The 20,324-nt window shown below is 46.6% G+C and carries 20 protein-coding genes; 7 read left to right on the top strand and 13 right to left on the bottom strand.

Annotated features, from left to right (window positions below):
- The first annotated feature begins 86 nt into the window (after positions 1–86).
- On the top strand, positions 87–800 hold the full coding sequence (gene rluF / locus ACDE64_RS02880; RefSeq protein ID WP_411348966.1) for a 23S rRNA pseudouridine(2604) synthase RluF: 714 nt from the start codon (positions 87–89) through the stop codon (positions 798–800).
- Positions 801–1,140: 340 nt separating this feature from the next.
- Here the strand turns inward: rluF and ACDE64_RS02875 are convergent, their stop codons facing one another.
- The 6 genes from ACDE64_RS02875 to guaA form a co-directional block, all read right to left on the bottom strand.
- Positions 1,141–1,497 (bottom strand): nucleotide excision repair endonuclease, encoded by a 357-nt coding sequence (locus tag ACDE64_RS02875; RefSeq protein WP_411345055.1) that lies wholly within the window; start codon positions 1,495–1,497, stop codon positions 1,141–1,143.
- Between the two features lie 79 nt (positions 1,498–1,576).
- Complete coding sequence (locus tag ACDE64_RS02870) at positions 1,577–2,212, bottom strand: DUF421 domain-containing protein (RefSeq protein ID WP_411345054.1); 636 nt, start codon at positions 2,210–2,212, stop codon at positions 1,577–1,579.
- A gap of 24 nt (positions 2,213–2,236) precedes the next feature.
- Positions 2,237–2,683, bottom strand: a complete 447-nt coding sequence (locus ACDE64_RS02865; protein WP_411348965.1) for a DUF3290 domain-containing protein — start codon at positions 2,681–2,683, stop codon at positions 2,237–2,239.
- Positions 2,684–2,724: 41 nt separating this feature from the next.
- Positions 2,725–3,378 carry a restriction endonuclease gene (locus ACDE64_RS02860; RefSeq protein ID WP_411350221.1) on the bottom strand — a complete coding sequence of 218 codons (654 nt, stop codon included), beginning with the start codon at positions 3,376–3,378 and terminating at the stop codon, positions 2,725–2,727.
- Positions 3,379–3,600: 222 nt separating this feature from the next.
- Complete coding sequence (locus tag ACDE64_RS02855) at positions 3,601–4,074, bottom strand: SRPBCC family protein (RefSeq protein WP_411348964.1); 474 nt, start codon at positions 4,072–4,074, stop codon at positions 3,601–3,603.
- Positions 4,075–4,151: 77 nt separating this feature from the next.
- Entirely contained in the window at positions 4,152–5,690 is a 1,539-nt protein-coding gene (gene guaA, locus ACDE64_RS02850; protein ID WP_411348963.1) for a glutamine-hydrolyzing GMP synthase, read from the bottom strand.
- A gap of 386 nt (positions 5,691–6,076) precedes the next feature.
- On the opposite strand from guaA, the gene ACDE64_RS02845 reads away from it, so the two are divergent.
- The 3 genes from ACDE64_RS02845 (at position 6,077) to ACDE64_RS02835 (ending at position 9,264) form a co-directional block, all read left to right on the top strand.
- Positions 6,077–6,745, top strand: a complete 669-nt coding sequence (locus ACDE64_RS02845) for an alpha/beta hydrolase (protein WP_411348962.1) — start codon at positions 6,077–6,079, stop codon at positions 6,743–6,745.
- A 268-nt stretch (positions 6,746–7,013) separates the two neighbouring features.
- Positions 7,014–7,667 (top strand): DedA family protein, encoded by a 654-nt coding sequence (locus tag ACDE64_RS02840; protein ID WP_411348961.1) that lies wholly within the window; start codon positions 7,014–7,016, stop codon positions 7,665–7,667.
- A 163-nt stretch (positions 7,668–7,830) separates the two neighbouring features.
- Entirely contained in the window at positions 7,831–9,264 is a 1,434-nt protein-coding gene (locus tag ACDE64_RS02835) for a stalk domain-containing protein (RefSeq protein ID WP_411348960.1), read from the top strand.
- A 236-nt stretch (positions 9,265–9,500) separates the two neighbouring features.
- On the opposite strand, the gene bcp is transcribed toward ACDE64_RS02835, so the two are convergent.
- The gene (gene bcp / locus ACDE64_RS02830; RefSeq protein WP_411348959.1) at positions 9,501–9,974 is read right to left on the bottom strand and encodes a thioredoxin-dependent thiol peroxidase; all 474 of its coding nucleotides are present in this window, start codon (positions 9,972–9,974) and stop codon (positions 9,501–9,503) included.
- A gap of 127 nt (positions 9,975–10,101) precedes the next feature.
- Complete coding sequence (locus tag ACDE64_RS02825) at positions 10,102–10,521, bottom strand: universal stress protein (protein WP_411348958.1); 420 nt, start codon at positions 10,519–10,521, stop codon at positions 10,102–10,104.
- Between the two features lie 439 nt (positions 10,522–10,960).
- Here ACDE64_RS02825 and ACDE64_RS02820 point away from each other — a divergent pair, with 439 nt between their 5' ends.
- Entirely contained in the window at positions 10,961–11,509 is a 549-nt protein-coding gene (locus ACDE64_RS02820; protein WP_411348957.1) for a GNAT family N-acetyltransferase, read from the top strand.
- A gap of 142 nt (positions 11,510–11,651) precedes the next feature.
- On the opposite strand, the gene ACDE64_RS02815 is transcribed toward ACDE64_RS02820, so the two are convergent.
- The 5 genes from ACDE64_RS02815 to ACDE64_RS02795 form a co-directional block, all read right to left on the bottom strand.
- Complete coding sequence (locus ACDE64_RS02815) at positions 11,652–13,172, bottom strand: hypothetical protein (RefSeq protein ID WP_411348956.1); 1,521 nt, start codon at positions 13,170–13,172, stop codon at positions 11,652–11,654.
- Positions 13,173–13,222: 50 nt separating this feature from the next.
- Positions 13,223–13,975, bottom strand: coding sequence for a hypothetical protein (locus ACDE64_RS02810; protein WP_411348955.1), 753 nt, complete (start codon positions 13,973–13,975; stop codon positions 13,223–13,225).
- A 438-nt stretch (positions 13,976–14,413) separates the two neighbouring features.
- A complete protein-coding gene (locus ACDE64_RS02805) occupies positions 14,414–15,202 on the bottom strand; it encodes an ABC transporter permease (RefSeq protein ID WP_411350220.1) in 789 nt (262 codons plus the stop codon).
- A 10-nt stretch (positions 15,203–15,212) separates the two neighbouring features.
- Positions 15,213–16,007, bottom strand: a complete 795-nt coding sequence (locus tag ACDE64_RS02800; RefSeq protein WP_411348954.1) for an ABC transporter permease — start codon at positions 16,005–16,007, stop codon at positions 15,213–15,215.
- A complete protein-coding gene (locus tag ACDE64_RS02795; RefSeq protein ID WP_411348953.1) occupies positions 16,000–17,025 on the bottom strand; it encodes an ATP-binding cassette domain-containing protein in 1,026 nt (341 codons plus the stop codon). Before ACDE64_RS02795 ends, ACDE64_RS02800 begins: the two co-directional genes overlap by 8 nt.
- A 373-nt stretch (positions 17,026–17,398) precedes the next feature.
- On the opposite strand from ACDE64_RS02795, the gene ACDE64_RS02790 reads away from it, so the two are divergent.
- Positions 17,399–18,565: an LCP family protein gene (locus tag ACDE64_RS02790; protein WP_411348952.1), complete on the top strand. Its 1,167-nt coding sequence runs from the start codon at positions 17,399–17,401 to the stop codon at positions 18,563–18,565.
- 421 nt (positions 18,566–18,986) lie between these two features.
- Positions 18,987–20,309: a glutamate-1-semialdehyde 2,1-aminomutase gene (locus ACDE64_RS02785; protein ID WP_411348951.1), complete on the top strand. Its 1,323-nt coding sequence runs from the start codon at positions 18,987–18,989 to the stop codon at positions 20,307–20,309.
- Positions 20,310–20,324: the final 15 nt, after the last annotated feature.

The raw sequence follows: 20,324 nt of genomic DNA, 5'->3' as shown, positions 1-20,324 counted from the left end.
AAAAGCACGAAAAAGGGTATCTTAGATATAGACTGGAAACAGCCAAGTGCTGCATTTCCAAAAAACGAGTTAAAGGTGTGTCATACGTGCGAATCAATAAATATATTAGCGAGTCTGGAGCGACTTCCCGCCGTGGTGCGGATAAATGGATTAACGAAGGCAAAGTAACGATCAACGGCGTCATTGCCGAACTCGGCAGTCAGGTACAGCCTGGCGACGATGTGCGCTACAATGGCAAAACAATCGGTGCCGAGCAGAAAAAAGAGCATGTGTACATCGCGCTCAATAAACCGGTCGGCATTACGAGTACGACCGAGCGACATATTAAAGGCAATATCGTCGATTTTGTCAATCATCCGCTGCGCATTTTCCATATTGGACGACTGGACAAGGATTCCGACGGATTAATCCTTTTGACGAATGACGGCGATATCGTCAACGAGATTTTGCGTGCTGAGAACAAGCATGAGAAGGAATATATCGTGACCGTGGATCGTCCGCTCACGCCATCATTTCTGAACAAAATGGCATCCGGTGTAGAGATTCTGGATACGGTCACGCTTCCTTGCAAAGTGACCCAGCAATCCAGATATGTATTCAAAATTATTCTAACGCAAGGCTTAAACCGCCAGATTCGCCGGATGTGTTCGGCGCTTGGCTATGAAGTACACGGACTGCGTCGCACGCGGATTATGAACATCCGTCTCGGCAGCCTGCCGGTCGGCAAGTGGCGTGATCTGACGGACAAGGAACGGGAGCAGCTGTTCAGCGATCTGGATTATACGCCGCGCCCGCTGTAAAGCGTATCGCTAGATCATGCGGCAATATCGGACAATCGCGAATGAATGAGCCGCTGTCTGCTATTTCAAAGCACCTTCTTCAAAACTACTATTTCAAATCCAATCTCCAATTTCGCTTTTCTAAAAGGACTAGCGATTCTCAAAATGAATCAAAATCAGCTATATGAACACCCGGTATCTCAATACCAGCTCTATCAACTACAGCTACAAGAATATACACGAAAAAAGCTGCTTTCCCTTTGAGGAAGGCAGCTTTTTTTATACAGTTATACCGCTAGTCGTAAAGCAGGGCTTGCTATTGTAGATGCTCGGCGACTGCCATTGGCTACAAAGCAGACACTTATTTGTAGAACACTTTCTCCATGTTATAACGCGCCTGCAAGCTGTTGATGATATACGTTTCATAAATCTCACGCTCGGTCGCATCCTCGACTACACAAACGTCGATCCGCGTCACTTCGTCGCGATGATTCTTGATCGGCGATACCGTATCTTCAAAATGCTTCTTGATGCGCGGTCTGAGCTTACGCGCTTTGCCGACGAACAGCAGTTCATCCTGCTCGTTGTAGAACATGTAAATGCCGCCCTTTTCGCGGGTGATCAGGTGAAAATCGGTAAATCCATAAATATGGCTGAGTTGCGGATTGCTTTGCTTCGTGATCGATACATCCGCTTCGGGAATCGTAATTTGAATCAAGTGGTGGTCACTTCCTTTTTCAATATAGGTGTTCATCCTATCATAAATAATCGTGAATAGATACGGGTATAATGCGCATTCACTTCACATATCCATGCAATCGTACTTCGCCGGAAATGTATTCGCCGAGATAAATGTCGCTTAGCCCGCTAAAGTTATTCTCCCGCACACGTTCATGCAGCCAGTCCATATCCTTGTTGATCAGATCCAGCACATCCTGATTCGCCTGTCCGTCCACGATGATCGGATAACGGATCGTCTCATCACCGTATTGAATGACAGAGATCTGTCCATTTTGCTCCAACATCGCGCGTTTCACCGTCTGAATCTCATAAATGCCGTTGGAGCGTAGCTTGAACATCAGCTCATTAGCAGACATGCCGCAGCGTAGACATTCACCTACATCCACCTTGCCGTTAGCGATCAGCGTGACTGGTCTACCGTCAACGATGCGTTTAACATGACGATTGTGCTCCTTCAAGAATTTAATAATGAATACCAGCAGCGTCCAGATAATGAGCACGAGGAAAAATTGCAGTGGCGTAACCGCTTCATTGTAAATAACACCGCCGATAATGCCACCGAGCACATAATTCTGCACCTGATCCATCGCCGACGTCGGAGCCAGGTTGCCCTTGCCCATCAGATTGATCTGAAAAATCAGGCAGAGAATGCCCAGCGCGAGTTTGATAATAACGGGGTAGTATGTTTCCATATGGGGCGTATCTCCTCTACTTGTTTACTTGTCGACAAGTTTGATGTCGGGATTGACCAGATGTACTTCCTGCAACGTATAGGCGCTCATATCCGAGTTGAACCGGGCGGAATAATAAGTGTCTGTCGTTTTAACGATGATGCCGTCGCTGAGTGTAGTTGCGTTGACGCTGAGCGTTGTTTCGTCAAGACTCTGATCCTTGGCGAGTTGGTGCATGAACTGAACCATTTGCGAGTATTTGGAATAGGTGCTCTGGTCTTGGGTGTAGTCGGAGTACTGCACGCCGAGTAGGAAGACGATCACCAGCAGTAGGATGATACTGAGGTCGCGGTATTTGGTCTGGATGCGGTGGCGCAGGTAGAGGGAGAATACGACCAATAAGATGATGAGCGCGACGAAGATGAAGATGTATTTGAGGTAGAGATTGATGGTGGATTGTCCCTCTAGGTAGGTGATGGTGTAGAAGTTCACGGGTGTGCTCCTTTCTTGGGTTGCGAAACATAGGAATACGGTTAGCTACTTTTCATCTTTTGGAGAAGCTCCTCTGCTTTGTGATCCTTTTTGATTTCATGCAATTCGGAACGATTCATTTCGTTCCACGATTCCAGAATCATTCGCGGTTCTGCTTCAATTCTGTTTTTGATGGCTGCAATATCGTCCTTTTGTAAGCACTTTATGATGGCGATTAAATCATCGCGATCCAGTAGCTTCACATGATTAATACCAGCTAATGTTTCACATGAATCTGTAAATGTAGATGTGGTGATGACCATTGATTTTTTCGCTTTGTAATATCGCATACAGGAAAATGCTTCTTGAACCGCACCAATTCCGACCTTATTTTCTGAAGAGTAACGTTTAGCCTGAATGACATTTCGAATACCTTCGCGATCTGTAAACACCACATCTGCACCGAAATCGCGACTTCCTACCGTTTTATACACACCAGCATATCCTAACTTCACAAATAGTCTGTACAAATATATCTCAAACTCGGAACCATCTTTCATTTGATCAATATGCTCCATTGTGATTTTTTTCAAATCATGGCTTTCTGCTATAGATCGAATGTCTTTAGCTCGATCTTTCTTCTTAGAACTTTTTACTACAACAGATACGATTGCACCAACTACGACAATAGCTAGAATAACTAAAACTGATATCATTCCCAAACCATTAACCTCCGCTTTTATCTTGCTTATAATCATGAATCTTATAGACTATCTTAATAAAGAACAGTAGTAAAATAATACCATGTATTCTATGTATTTAGAACGTTCGTTGAGTAATTCGATGAATCACATTGTAATAATAATCAATAAAGAACAACCTTTCATATAGAGCTTCATTTTTGTATGTAAACGATCAATCCCAGTAACCTACCCATATCATTCTATATACTTTCTATCTACTGTATGTTCTGCGAGTACTTTCAATTCTTTGGCACGCAAAATTAAAAAACGAGTCATGTAGCTTTTGAGGAATAATAGATCGGCTAGTCTACCAAGTACCCCTAGTGGAGACTTATATTCAAAATGATCTCTCATTATCGTGCCTGTACCTTGCTCTACGAACTCATGCGTATGCTTGAAGGAATGAAATGCGCCTTTAACCATAATATCGACAAACTGATGCGGTGGCTCCATATGTATAATCTTCGCAGTCAATTGCTGCCTGATGCCAAAATGAACGGCTTCCCATGTTACTTCATCGCCATGTTCTAGATGACCGCTTGTTTTGCCAGCAACTGCTTTCTCGCCGGTGCTTGCAGTCGTTTGCGTATGAATATCCACGTTTCGAGCGAGATCAAAACAACGTTGAATTGGAGCTTCGATATAGATTTCATGGATAATGATCGGCATATATAGTTTCCTTTCCCATATTATATAAAAAACAGCCTGATCAACGACCAGACTGCTTTCTACAAACTATTTTAATCCTACTCCCACTCAATCGTAGCAGGCGGTTTCGAAGTAATATCATACACAATCCGGTTCACGTTATCCACTTCATTGACAATACGTACCGAAATCTTCTCCAGCACATCCCACGGAATACGTGCCCAATCCGCAGTCATACCATCAATCGAAGTTACCGCACGAATACCTACCGTATAGGAATAAGTACGCGCATCACCCATAACACCAACGCTCTTCATGTTCGGCAGCGCTGTGAAGTACTGCCAGATTTCGCTTTCCAGACCTGCCTTCGCGATTTCTTCGCGTAGGATGTAGTCGGAATCGCGGACGATGGTCAGTTTGTCTTCGGTTACTTCACCCAATACGCGGATCGCCAGACCCGGACCTGGGAACGGTTGACGCCATACGATGGCGCGTGGCAGGCCGCATTCTTCGCCGACTTTACGTACTTCGTCTTTGAACAGGGTTTTCAGCGGCTCTACGAGTTCAAAGTCCATATCTTCCGGCAGACCGCCGACGTTATGGTGAGATTTGATCGTTTGCGCTGTTGCTGTACCGCTCTCGACGATATCGGTGTACAGTGTACCTTGTGCCAAGAAAGCAAAGTCGCCCAGTTTTTTGGATTCTTCGTCAAATACATAGATAAACTCGTTACCGATGATTTTACGTTTTTTCTCTGGATCGTCTACGCCTGCCAGTTTGGACAGGAAGCGCTCTTGTGCGTCGATTTTGACAACTTTCATATCGAATTTACCGACAAATGTCTCCATCACGCTCTCGGCTTCGCCTTTGCGCAGCAGACCGTGGTCGATGAACATACAAGTCAATTGGTCGCCAATCGCTTTGTGCAGCAGGATCGCTACGACGGAGGAATCTACGCCGCCGCTCAGTGCGCACAGTACGTTTTTGTTACCGACTTGTTTGCGGATATCTTCGATTGTATCGTCGATGAACGTCTGCATGCTCCACTCGCCGTGACATTGACAGACTTCATATAAGAAGTTGCGGATCATTTCGTTACCGAATACGGAGTGACGTACTTCCGGGTGGAATTGGACAGCATACAGACGGCGCGCTTCGTTGCTCATCGCAGCGATTGGTGCGGACTCGGTGCTGGCATCCAGTACAAAGCCTTCCGGCAGACCGACTACGTGGTCACCGTGACTCATCCAGACGGTGTGACTGCTTTCCATACCTTTGTTCAGTACGCAATGCGCCATGAAATCCACATCGGATTTGCCGTACTCGCGTTTTGCAGAACGTTCTACTTTACCGGACAATTGTTGAGCCATTAACTGCATACCGTAACAGATACCGAAGATTGGCACATTCAGATCATAGATAGCCGGGTCCACATGCGGTGCATCTTCCGCATACACGCTGGATGGACCACCGGAGAACACGATCCCTTTCGGGTTCAGTTCGCGGATTTGTTCAACAGGGGTATTAAAAGGCAAAAGTTCGCTGTATACGCCAAGGTCGCGGATACGTCTTGCAATCAACTGATTATATTGTCCACCAAAATCAAGGACAACGATTATTTCATTTGGACTGTTCATTCATGTGCCTCCCACTTTTCAATGAGTCTAATTATACCTACCCGCAAAAGAGACCGTCAAGGCTTGTCGTACTTAGAATTGCTCATTTTTCAGATGATTTCATTGTTTTTTCATAACAGATAAATAAGAAGCGCGGATATCGCAGGAACATCTGGCTGGAAGGGAGCATTGTATCGAAGGAGGTCGATTCAAACGAGCGGGCTACCTGACCTGGTTCTTACGTACATTATTGAAATGCAATCACTCCCATGAAACAGAAGTCGTCTCTGTTCTGTTGCCAAACGTTCCATCGGATATCATAAACCGTTATGATAAGATTCTAGCGTTTGGAAGAATAAACGTATTGTATACGTATCTTATCATTATGAAAACCAAAGGAGCTTATTGTGAACGTATGTCTGCTGATTCACGGATTCACCGGAGGAGAGCATGAAGTCTCTCCATTAGCTGAACATTTAGAAGCGCAAGGATATATGGTCAAACTGTTCACTTTACGAGGGCATGGTGGCACGAAAGCCGAGCTTCGACATGCCACTCGTTATGATTGGATCGATAGCGCTGAGACCGAAGTAAAGCAATTGCTCACTACGTCTTCTCACATACATCTGATCGGCTTCTCAACAGGCGCACTCATTGCAGCTCATCTGGTAACAAAATATCCGAATCAGATTCGCTCATTAACGATGCTGGCTGCACCCGTTTTCCCACTCAATCCTCGGCAGATCATTCGAACGCTGTCGAAGTGGCCAATGGTAACAGCATATATTCGCAATGTTTTCGTTGTGCCTTCCCAAGCAACACGCGAATTTTATCGGATCGTTCGCGAATCATTTGCCATCTATCCTCAGATCCAAATCCCTACCCTGATCGTGCAAGGCGATCAGGACCATCTTGTTAAACTAAAAAGTGCTTCGTATCTGGCAAAGCATCTAGGTACGCCGCATACGAACGTAGTGATAATCCCTGCCAGTGGACATCTGGTCTGTTATGCAGAGCGTAAACACGAGGTATTCGAAGCTGTGCAAGACTGGATCGATACTCATCATGTTACGTAGTGAGAGTGAACGGTATATACTTGAATGTCCATGAGTACTCCCCCTTTGTACTGCATAAACGTATACTATATAGTAGGAGCAATATGTAAACTAGGAATAGAAGCACCTCATTTTACGTAGATATGGTATCGTATACATGTCTGACTGGAATTTGCTATTGTTATTATTATAGAAGAGAACGATTGCCCCATCGTATTCGAACATGGGCACAGAAACGCCACTTCCTTGTAGTATAGTAAGGATTATTCTAGCTTGTGGAGGCAATCTCATGGGAATTGTGGAATATTTGGAATCGTTATTTACCCATCATGGCTATCTGGTGTTGTTTCTAGGGCTGCTGCTGGAATTTGTTGCTCTGCCTTTTCCAGGTGAAACGACGATGGCATATGCAGGTTATTTGTCGTATTTGGAGCATCTGCATTTTGGGTGGTTGATTGTATGCGCCTTTGCCGGAACGACGATCGGGATGACGATTACGTATTTTATCGGAAAAAAGGCGGGCTTGCCGTTTATGCGCAAGTATGGCAAATGGATTCTGTTGCCGGAGCATAAGCTGGACAAGGCGCAGAAGTGGTTTAACAAGTACGGGTATACGCTCGTGTTTGTCGGGTATTTTATTCCGGGGGTACGGCATTTTACGGGGTACTTTTCCGGGATTATGAACTATAAGTTTTGGCGCTTTGCGGCGTATGCGTATAGTGGGGCGATGCTATGGGTGCTCGTGTTTCTGCTGCTGGGTAAGATCTTTGGACCACAGTGGAATTTGGTATTTCACTGGATTCACGAGTATTCGGGCGAAGCGATTGCGATTCTGGTTGGTCTGGTACTGGCAGTAGTGATTGTGAAGTACCGCAGGCAGCTCGGGATTGATCTAGTGAATAAATTTGGGAAGAAGAAGTCGGATGATTCGAGTAGTGAATAAATGAGGATGAATGTAAGTAGCAGTGCAGATATCTGGCTTAAATGCCACAATCTGCACTGCTTTTATGTTTTTTTAATAGGGTAAGATTAGATTCGACTATACGATTGTAGATAAAATATACTCTTTATATAACCATAACCATATAAAACAGGAGGAAAAATAGATGCGATCAAGCCGATATGTAATACCTTCACTCATTTTTTTGTGTCTAAATCTCTGGACACCTATTCATGTAACAGCAGCCAAAAGCAATACAGTCCATGCACTACAATCTATTAGCTACATACAAGCTTCATCAAGCACATCTTATGCTATTGACCAGAATGGTACAACGTTCACATGGGGACTTGGGCAAAATGCAGGAACTGGTGACAATTATATCCACCTCTCGCCGCTTTCCTTTACAACACCAAGTACACCGTTTAAAGCTATTTCACCCGGTTCAAGCATATATACAAGTGCTGTTACTGAAAAAGGACAAGTGTATACATGGGGAGTTGAAGATCCAAGTGGTCAGAAGACATCTACTCCTGTACAGATACAAGATCTAACAAGTATCGTTACCACAGCAACCGGAGCAAAGCATGTTCTTGCTCTGGACAAAGATGGACAAGTATGGGGATGGGGATCGAACGCGAGCGGACAATTAGACAAGACAAAAACAAATACTACTTCTTTTTACAATACGCCTGTGCGTTTGTCTGGTTTGAATGAAGTCACAGCTATTGCTGCTTATGACAATTATTCAATTGCTTTGAAAAAAGATGGCACATTGTGGGGATGGGGATCTGTCGATAATACTATAACAGCGCCTACTTTATTGACAAACGGGAAACAGATTATATCTGCCAAAATGAGTTATGAGAAGATTGTTGCTGTTAATAAACAGGGTAAAATATTATATTGGGATTTGTCTTCCAATATGGTTGCTCCCAAAACCTATATATTGAAATTACCAGCCATAGCAACCGATAACAGCTCAACTGGCGTCATCTATGCTATTGCCAATAAACATACTGTATGGAAAATCGATCCTCAAAATAGCCAAACTGGAATAACACAAGTTAGCGGTTTACAGCAAATTACGCAAGTTGCTTCAGGAATCAATTTCACTCTTGCTCTTGATCAAAACGGAAATGTGCATAGCTGGGGTATGAATGATAAAGGTCAATTGGGAATTAGCGATCCGTCTATTTCATCCAGTGCAACACCTGTAATTGTCCAAAAACCAATCATAGTAACATTGAACAATTCGACTATTCGAATGCCTAATGCTCCATTGCTAATCAAAAATGCAGTCTATGTGCCTGTACGCGGACTGTTTGAGAAGATGAATGCAACAGTTGTATGGGATAAAACCAATAAAAACGATGTATCTATTACAGATGGAGATACTGTTATCCGACTGACCAAAGGAAAAAATACCGCCATTGTTAATGGTAAAACGGTATCTCTATCTTCTCCGCCTCAATATGCCAACGAGAGTATTTTTATTCCGTTACGCTTCATTTCGGAGACGATTGGCGCTAAAGTGAATTGGAATAGTGCCAATTATGAGGTGGACATTCATACTGATGGCGTGACTACAACGAATTAACATCTTGTTTTGGCATGTAGAGGTTAATATTTCTTGTTTGAAAGGGGCATTAACGAGGAATTAAAGCAGCAAGTATCTATTGCTGTCCCGTAAATAAAAGAACCTGCCGATGATTTACTCCTGTCGGCAGGTTCTTTTGAATGAGAAGTTATCTTTTGAATGATACCCCAGACCATACAAGACAATATTCAGAAAATGATTCTGCTATCTTGCTATTTCACAGTATTTAAGAGTTCTTATCCCTCTTGCCCTTGCACAGCCTGAAGCACCTTTTCAATATGCCCCTTCACCTTCACATTACGCCATTCCTGTTGCAGGTTTCCCTCTTCGTCGATCAGGAAGGTGGAGCGTACGATGCCTTCGTATTCTTTGCCATACATCTTCTTCAACTGCCATACACCGTACGCTTCGGCAACGGCGTGATCGGGGTCGGATAGTAGTGGGAATGGTAGCTCGTGTTTGGCGGCGAATTTGTCGTGGGAGGTTACGCTGTCTGGGCTGATGCCTAGTACGACGGCGCCGTATTGTTCGTAACCAGCCGTGCTATCGCGGAAATCGCAGGCTTCTTGCGTGCAGCCAGTAGTGTTGTCTTTGGGGTAAAAGTAGAGTACGACTTTTTTGCCGCGGTAATCGCTCAGGGAGATTTCGTTGCCGCCGGATGCTTCCAGTGTGAAGTCCGGTGCGGGTTGTCCGAGTTGCAGTTCGCTCATGATTATGGCTCCTTTTGAAATAAAATAGGGTATGGAAGATAGTATGCTCTAATCATAGTAGAAAGGGTACGCGATGAAAAGCCAACTGCCATTGCCCGTCTGACATGCGGAGCTACCAAATGCTGAATCATTTGACGATCAGTACCGGGCAATGGGCGCGCTTGATGACTTTGTGGCTGACGCTGCCGAGGACGAGTTCTTGCAGGGAATTGAGTCCACGGGAGCCGATCACGATCAGGTCAACGTTGTGCTTGTGCGCATAATCTACAATTGTCGCACCGGGTTCGCCATTTACAGTAGTCAGCTTCGGCTCAATTCCTACGTGACGGAACGTATCAAGAATCGGCTGTACCTTTTCTTGACGGTGGTATTGAATCTCGTCGTGGTTGTGGGATTGCAGCACTTCGTCTTTGATTTTATCGGGATCGGCGACGAATAACACCTCTACGGTTGCCTGCGGATTCAATTGCGCCAGTTGTACAGCTTCACCAGCAGCACGAAGGGAATTATCAGAGCCGTCGGCGGCAATCAGAATGTGATTGTACATGATCAACACTCCTGTTCAAAGGATGATAGGTGAATTGTATCGTGCGAATCTGCCAGCTAAACCCACCTGATTCGCACGATACAAGTTAATATGAAATGACGTGTACCCTTCTTACTTGTATACCCGCCAAAACGGTTATGTTACACATCAGCTTGCTTACATGACGAAAAAGGGAATTGCTTTGCGATGATGAGGAATCTGTATACTCATTTGAAAAGAACTGCGGGAGTCGATATAATAGCAGGCAAGCAACACAATCGGAACGGATCTATTACAGCAATGTCAGAGAAAGATGGAAGTACTATTTTCATCCTCACATCATGCCAATAACTGATCGGAATATTGCTTCAACCGTACATTATGCTAACAAAGTGTATGGATATTGCTATCATCTCTGCCGTACAGATTGATTCTCAACAAGCAAAAGGAGCGATATACGATGAAGACAATGATGCAAAATGAAAGCATTCAGGTGCGCTTGGTACAGGTGGACGATGCCGCGCAGCTACTGAATATGGAAACTGCGAATCGCGAGTTTTTCCAGCAGTTTACCGGGGCGCGAGCAGAAACGTTTTATACGTTAGAAGGGCAGCAAGACTTAGCGCGCAAACGGATGGAACGGGCGGCGCAGGATGTCGGATATTGGTTTGTCATTGTGCAGCGGGAGACGGAGCAGATTGTTGGGTTGATTATGCTGAGTGAGGTCGTGCGGGACAATTTGCAGAGCTGTTGGATTGGGTATTTTCTGGATCATCTGCATAACGGTAAAGGCATTATGACGGCAGTGGTGAAGATGGTGGTGGAGTATGCGTTTGAGGAACTGCAATTTCACCGTCTGGAAGCGGGTGTGATGCCGCATAACATCGGGTCGATTCGAGTGCTGGAAAAGGCAGGCTTTGAACGTGAAGGCTTGGCTCGTAAAAATGTGAAGATCAACGGCGTGTGGCAGGATCATGTGACGATGGGGATTGTGAATCCACGGGACTGATGAATACCTGACTATCTAGCAAAACAAAGCATCCCTTTCGCAGAACAGCTGGTACAACCATTACGGTTGGTGCCAAACCTGTCAAAAAAGGGATGCTTTTTGTGTTGCTTAGAAGGTCAATGCAATACGTACTGTATCGAAGTCACGTTGCGTCAGTGTCGGACGATGTGGATGACGTATCCGATGAGGAAGAAGCTGCATCGGTAGCTGACTTTTCAATCGTGTGCTGGGAACCAATCGCGTTATTCCAACCAGCGTAGCCAGAATGTACCCACCATTGGTCGGTATTCGGCTTCTGGGTGATGGTATAGTCCCAATTGACGTTTTTGTCTTCGACAGAGCCGTCTTCATTGGTACGTTTGTATACTTGTGTCGCAGTTAACTCGATGCTGTCGCTACGTATATCTACAGAGTCGAGATCGATGACAACTTTTTGCAGTTTGTACTTGGGTGAAGAAGTGAATTCGTTCATTTCCCATGTAGCACGGTTGTAGTAATCCGAATCGGGATTCACGTCCTTGATTGCTTTGGGATTATTGGTGTTGATCGCAGTTGCCAGACTTTCGGATGCGTTATATACGAGATCTAGCGCTTTCTCAGCAATCGGCTTCTGCAATACTGTATTCAAATCATAATTATGGTCATTGGTCGGTGTGATCGTCAGATCGCCTTTGAGATCGACACCTTGCGCTGTAGTGCTGACGGTAAATTTGGCTTCGGCAGGTGCAGGGAAAATGGTAACATAGTCGCCCTGATCGCTACTTACCGGTTTATCGTTCAGCGTCACCTGTGCATCGCCATCCGGCATAATCAACGTCATCGATTGAATCTTTTGCTGATCAAGATCCGTTTCGTTCATACGAGTAACCTTGAATGCTTTCACGATTCCTTGCGCCGGTACGCTGGCATAAGTGCCATCGATGGTAGCTGTGTAATGGTAAGCTGCTGGCCACAGATCACTTAACATATCGCTATTGGAGGTTAGATCGCCGATCTGGATGGTCGATTTGACACCTTCTGGCATATAAGACACGTCGTTTCCTACCTCTACTGGTTCAATGTGTAATGACCAGCGGGTGCCGCGCCACGATTGCTCTGGAGCAAAAGTGATCCAGCTAGAATCATTGCTGAGTACTGCTTGCAATTGCTTTTTGATCGCATCGGCAGCGGAGGTGCTATCTTCTTCGTTTATCTTGGCTTCATCCAATGCGTTAGCGATCTCGTACTGATATTCTTCGCGTGTATCTTCGTTTTTGAGTGCTTCGGTGAGCAACGCGATTTTCTGCTGATCGTGCAGCGGTGAATCTTTGTCATCCAGATAGGATGCTAGCTGACTGGCATCGCCTGCATTGACAGCGGCGTTAAGTTTATCTGCTAATTGCTCCGGTGTACCGGGTCCATTCGTCAAACGCAGAATCAGGAACGCTGCCAGCGCTAGCGCCAGTACACTACCGCCGATAAGCAGATTCCGCTTGGTTGCTTTGGATAACGGTGCTCGTGGCACAGGAGTTGTTGCTGGAATATCGGAAGGTGCTGGTGTATCGGCAGTCATGATTGCCGGTTCGTCGTCAGTTGTTTCAGTTCCATGCTCAAGCTGGTGTCCGCATTGTTTGCAGAATACCCAGTCTTTCTCGGTAGGAGTACCGCAATTGCCACAATACATAGGGATGTCTCTTCCTCTCTAGATCCGTTCAATGATAGATACGTACGCAATCAGAACATATTACGCAGACTGCTGACCATCTCATTGCCAAACGAGTTGAACACCAGCAAGATAGCGACAATCTGAATCAATACGGTACTGCCGATAAACCATACGGCACGCTCGCGCGATAGGCGGAACATCTCAACCCCTCCATACAGTGTCAGCATCAATGAAGAGATCAGTATAGCAAACAGCAATACGAATGAAAATTTCATTGTTACTAGCATGACCAGAGCAGCGACGATCAACGCAGCTCCTGTTACAAATTGCAAGCCGCCAAGCTTCACGAGTGCATCTTTCCAATCCAAGCGCTGAGTACCCAGCTTATTGCCAATGAAAAAGACGGCTGCTAGCAAGATCAGCGTCGATACGAGGCAAAGGATCAGCGAGTGCCCGACGATGGACATGGAATCGCTCGCAGAACGGTACGTTTCATCATATTGATCAGCGCCGCCGAAGATGCTGCTCAGCTGACCAATCATTGCTTTGATTAATTGATGCTTGAACGACCATGCCCATAACATAAAGCCGATTAACGATACGGCGATGCCCATGATGCCGTACAACAGGTCACTGTCGCCCCGCAGTTGAAGGGCGGACATTGGATTTTTGAGCAGGTTTAAGATTTTGTGCTTGTCTACTTTGGAGAATTGTTCCTTTGCGCTAGCGATCATCGGTGCTGCGGATGATGCTGGAGTAGATACGGTTGCCGCCGAAGCGGTTGAAGCTGTTGGCACTGCTACAGATTGCTGTTTGGTCAAGCAAGTATGTACCTCATCTGTTTGTAGTTCTGTACCACATTGTGTACAAAAAGCCATGGTATTGCCCCTTTCATAATTAGTTATTAAGAACTAGGTATTTATATCTATTTCGTACCCGCCGTCCATAATACCATGACTTTTGCAGGATTTCCAACTATTTTTAAATTTAGAAAAAGAAGAAATTAAACTTTGCATGTAAAGATGCTTGTATGCAACACAAAAAACATCCTGTATTCCTGCTTGGCGGCTCACGTATAGCTGTCTAGTGAGACAGCCGAAAATGTTGAACATGCCATAGCAGAAATGCAGGATGCTGTTAAATGATTGGCGGGATATAGCAATATTGCGATAAAGATCATCTCTGATCGTCGATGATCAGAACGTAGATGTTGAACTTAGATTTTGCCGACATACGTTCTATGAAGTAGAGTAACAGAACTACGAACCCGCTCCCCGATACCGCTTCACTCCGCTGTTCCAGAACAACAACGCCGCCGTGAAGAAGATCAGTCCCATCACCGGTGTCATCCATGCCATGTTCATCATCTCCGGTCGTTCCAAAAATAAAGCTGCCGGATAAATACCGACAAAGGCAAATGGAAGTACCCACGTCAGCAGAATCTGAATGATGCGGTTGTAGATCGTAATCGGGTAACGTCCGTAGGTCTGGATATTGACCATGAGCGGGATAATGCCAGTCGGTGAATCGGAATAGAAGGACACCGAAGTCAGAATAATATAAATGCCCGCGTAGATCAGCGTCGAGCCAATTGTCATCAGGATCAGGACTGGAATATACCACCATTCCATCTCCAAACCGAGTTGCCCGCCGCTCCAGATCATGATGATCAGTCCAATCGCCGAGCCGATCAGCGATGGCGGATCAAGATTTTCGAGAAAAATCTGGAACAGGCTATGTGCCGGACGAGTGAGGATGCGATCCATCTCCCCTTTGACAATATAACGGTCGCCAAAATTCCACAGATTGATAAAGCAGCTATACAATCCATACGGCACCATAAAGTAACCATATACAAACACCACTTCTGCCTCGGTAAATCCGCCCAGCGTCTCTGTATGCGCAAACACAACGAAGATGAAGATCAGGTTGGTTGCCTGAAACAGCAGATCGGAGATCACTTCCACCCAGAAGTCGGCGCGATAGGTTAGTCTTGTTTTCATATAATTCGTAAAGTATTCCCAGATCAGTCCGGTATAATACGACATGCGCATCTTCTCACCCTCCCTGCACGAACAGTCGCACCCGGGCGGCGCGCCATACGATGATCATCGGCACTAGCAGGATCACAAACCAGATCACCTGAATGCCGAGTACTTCCAATATCCCTGTTCCAGCGATGCGTCCTGTAAACACCGAACCTGGCAAATACGTAATCGCCTGAAACGGCAAAAAATTCATAATGGAAACAAGCCAGCCTGGGAAGAAGCTGATCGGAATGAGCAAGCCGGAGAATAGATCGACCACGACCCGTTTCATGCGCATCAGACCGTCATTATTTTCGATAAAAAATGCCATCAGCCCGACGAGAATATTCAGCTGCGTATTAATCAAAAAGCTGAAAAATAGCATCACCAGAAAGCCCACCCATGATACCGGACTGGTTGGCAACTGTACCGGAAACAGCAATACTGCAATGATCATACCCGGAATCATAAACAGCGTAAACCGGAACATCCCTTCGCCAAAGCCCTGCATCATCTTCACCAGCAGGTAGTTGTACGGACGGATAAACTGAATCGCAATCGTACCATCCCGAATCTCGGTCGCAATCTCTCGATCCAGATTGTTAAAATAAAACGCTCGCGCCATCCACGACACCGCTACATATGTGGTCATCTGAGCAGCGGTAAAGCCCGCCAGCTCTTCTTTGCCCCCGTAGATCGCTTGCCAGGTAAAATAGTACACTCCGATGTTGAGCGTATACACCAGAATACCAGAGTAATAATTGACCCGGTACGCCAGCATCGTCAGAAAACGAATACGGATAAAATCCCAGTACAGACTAGACATGCAGCGTGCCTCCCGGCTTCTCCGCCGAACCAGAGCTATAAATCTGACGCACGATCTCATCCGTGCTCGTCTCGGAAATCTGCACATCCGTCACCTGCGTTACGGACAGCACACGCGAGAACAATTCCGACACGGTCAGCTCCGCCGGAACAAGCGCCGTCGCCACCAGTTCACTCTCCTGTGTCCACGTTACCGGCAAGCCCGTTGTCCACTGCTGGAGCTGAGCATGCTGCACATTCTCGCCAAACTGGAATCGCACTTCGCGTCCACGTCCCCAGCGGGATTTCAACTCATCCAATCCGCCATCGTAAATGATACTGCCTGCATCCAGCATAATGACCCGTGAGCAGAGCGCTTCGATATCCTGCAAATCATGAGTTGTCAGCAGAATGGTCGTGCCCTGCGTACGGTTCAATTCTTTGAGAAATTCGCGAATCTCCGATTTCACGACGATATCGAGTCCAATCGTCGGCTCGTCGAGGAAAATAATCGATGGATTGTGCAGCAGCGCCGCTACCAGCTCGCAGCGCATCCGCTGACCGAGACTAAGTTTGCGTACCGGACGACTAAGCAGCTCCTGCAATTCCAGCCGCTCCACCAACTCATCCAAGCGTGTACGGAAGTCGTGCTCAGACACCCGATACACTTTGCGCAGCAATTGGAACGACTCGATCACGCCGATGTCCCACCATAGCTGACTACGCTGACCGAATACGACGCCGATGCCTTGTACGAATTTCTCGCGTTCTTCGTACGGCACGTAGCCGTTGACCTTGATATGACCGGATGTTGGCACCAGAATGCCGGTTAGCATCTTGATGGTGGTCGACTTGCCCGCACCATTTTCGCCGATATATCCGCAGATTTCGCCCTGCGGAATACTAAAATCAATATCGTTAACAGCTGTCACCTCATGATACTGACGTGCAAATAAATCCTGTAGTGCGCCTTTCAAACCACCACGACTTTGCTGAATCTGAAACGTTTTGCGTAATGCGTTCACTTCAATCGCCTGCATGTTGTTCTCCTTCTTGTGTACCGGCTCTTTGCCGGTCATTTGTGGGTACAGCGATTGCTGTTGTTTGCCGGATTGAGACCGGATTGTAACCGTTCTGCTCTTTTTTTCGACATTTCCTCGCACTATCATATTCAAAGGGGCAGGGATTGACAGATGCTGACCTGCTTGTTCCATCGAGATGTCACAATTGATTGTTGTCTGAAAAGAAATTATAATGTACGGGTGTTGTGAAGACAATGCTAAGCTTCACGCCTTTACCCGCCTGCATTGCGCAGAATGTATGGCTACAGACAACCATCGACAAACCGATAACACTGAATATGAGGTACAGCCTTATACATCGTGAACCTTATCTTTGAAAGGAAGAACGTGCATGAATTTGAAAACAAAGCGCACGCTGCTTTGGAGCCTGATTATCGTCGCTGTGGCGATTATCGGCTACGCCATTTACTATTTTACCGCAGTTTACAACCAGATTGGCGCTCTCCAAAAAACGGGAGACGCTTCTCCCTTCAAAAATCTGCCGACCAATACCGCTGTGGCTGCTGAGCCGCCGGCATGGGAAGGCACCGAGCCGGTCAACATTTTGCTGATGGGCGTTGACTCGCGGAGTTCGGATGACGGAGAGATTCCACGCTCCGATACGATGCTCGTCGCCTCGCTTGATCCAGTCAAAAAGACGATCCATCTGTTCTCCATCCTGCGTGATACGTACGTGGATATTCCGGGACACGGGGAAAGCCGTATCAATGCCGCGATTACGCACGGTCCGGATACCGCGATGAAGACGGTTAGCGATCTACTCGGCATTCCGGTGCAATATTACGTCTATACCGACTTCCAAGGCTTTATTAAGCTGGTCGATGCAGTAGGCGGTATCGACTACACCGTTGAAAAAGATATGCACTACACCAGTGTAGCCGACAAGCATGAATACGATATCGATCTGAAAGCTGGTGCGCAGCATCTGGATGGCAAAACGGCGCTGGAATATGTACGTTTCCGCCATGATGCGATGTCAGACTTCTCCCGTACCGAGCGTCAACGTGCCTTCCTGACAGCAGTCGGTGATAAGCTGAAATCGACTACTTCGATCATGAATCTGCCAGACATCCTCAACCAGGTGAATCCGTATATCGATACGAATCTGAGTGTAGATGATCTGTGGAAACTCGCCAGCGTGGCATATGATAGCAATATGAGTGGCAGCGAGCAGCTTCCGCCGAATGACTTGCTTGCTGAGAAGCATGTAGGCGGCGCTCAAGTGATCGGCGTTAGCAGCGAAGAGAAGCTGAAGCAATTCGTACAGGATAGCTTGAACAAAACGACAACTGAGCCGACTCCAGTATCCAGTAACGGTCAAACTGGCACTAACGAAGATAGCACTTCGTCTGGCAGCTCTACATCTGGAAGTTCAAGCAGTAGCAGTACAACCGATCCAGAGAGCAGTACTGGTTCTTCCAGCACGTCGGGTACTTCAGCCAGCTCTAGCAGTGGATCGTCGTCCACGTCTTCCAGTTCGAGTTCTTCCAGTAACTAAAACAGAACTGGAATTCAATGCAATACTAATGAAGAAGAATCCAGTATATGAGATGACTGTACTGCTATAAGGCAACTGTATTGCTAGATCGATATCATCGTAATGCCTCAGGATGTAGAGAGAACAAGACTGACGGCGTATACATGACATTCTACTTCATATTATCTTTTCAACAGGGCGTATCATTGTAAATCATGAATTGTTATTGTATTCATTCCATCGCTTCATTTCGCGATATCCAAGGAAGCTTTCTTCACGAAAGCTTCCTTTTTTCATGCCGCTGCATGGTTTGTTCATACAGTCGTCATATGCCTGACTGCGCTCTCGTGTTAAAATAGATACGCATATCGCACGGTTACAGCGTCCAGACAGCAAGGACGCTTTCTTCCATACAACAGGTTAAAAAGGAGACTAGGTTAAGATGAATGGCAATCGCAAACGTTCGGAACAATTATATGAGCAAGCATTGGAGCATATCGTCGGCGGGGTCAACAGCCCTTCGCGCTCGTTCAAGGCGGTAGGTGGCGGGGCGCCGGTATTCATGTCCTCCGCCAAAGGCGCGCACTTCTTCGATGTAGACGGTAACAAATATATCGATTATCTGGCGGCATTCGGTCCGATCATTACCGGTCATGCCCATCCGCATATTACAGCGGCAATTACTCGCGCTGCCGAGAATGGTATACTGTACGGCACACCGACTGAGCTAGAAATTCAAATGGCAAAAATGCTCAAAGACAGCATTCCTTCACTGGATAAAGTCCGTTTCGTCAATTCCGGCACAGAAGCGGTTATGTCCACCATTCGGGTAGCACGCGCGTATACCGACCGTAGCAAAATTATCAAATTCGCTGGTTGTTACCACGGTCATTCCGATCTGGTGCTGGTGGCGGCAGGCTCCGGTCCTTCTACGCTTGGCACGCCAGATAGCGCTGGTGTACCAGCAAGTATCGCGAGCGAAGTGATCACCGTACCGTTCAACAGCTTAGATGGATTACAAGAAGCACTGGAACGCTGGGGCGATGAGGTCGCAGCCGTGATGGTAGAGCCGATTGTCGGCAACTTCGGTATGGTTATGCCGGAACAAGGATTTTTGGAAGGGCTGTGTAAGCTGGCTCACCAGTATGGCGCGCTCGTTATTTACGATGAAGTCATTACTGCGTATCGGTTCCACTACGGTTCAGCACAAACGTATGCCGGTCTGGACAACCATGCTGACATTACGCCCGATCTGACCGCACTGGGCAAAATTATCGGCGGCGGGTTGCCCATCGGCGCTTATGGCGGGCGCAAGCATATTATGGAGCAGGTCGCTCCACTCGGCCCTGCCTATCAGGCGGGTACGATGGCAGGCAACCCGGCGTCCATCGCATCCGGTATCGCCTGTCTGGAAGTGCTGCAAGGCGCTGGCGTGTACGATGAAATGGAGCGTCTGGCGATTCGTCTGACCGACGGTATCCAATCGTCTGCTGAACGCTACGGTGTCCCGCTGACGATTAACCGGATCAAAGGGGCATTCTCGACTCATTTCTGCGATCATCCGGTGACGAATTACGATCAGGCGCAGGATACAGACGGCGAGCAATTCGCTTCGTTCTTCCGCCATATGCTAGATCGCGGCATCTGCCTCGCCGCTTCCAAATACGAAGCATGGTTCCTGACTACCGCGCATACCGATGGCGATATCGATCTGACACTGCAAGCGGCGGATGAAGCGCTGAAGCTGGTCTCACAGGGGAAATAAAATCGTGAATGTGAT

Origin of the sequence: Paenibacillus sp. WLX2291, assembly GCF_046603665.1 — a bacterium.
Classification (GTDB): Bacteria; Bacillota; Bacilli; order Paenibacillales; family Paenibacillaceae; genus Saccharibacillus.
This window is presented reverse-complemented; position numbering and strand designations above follow the sequence as displayed.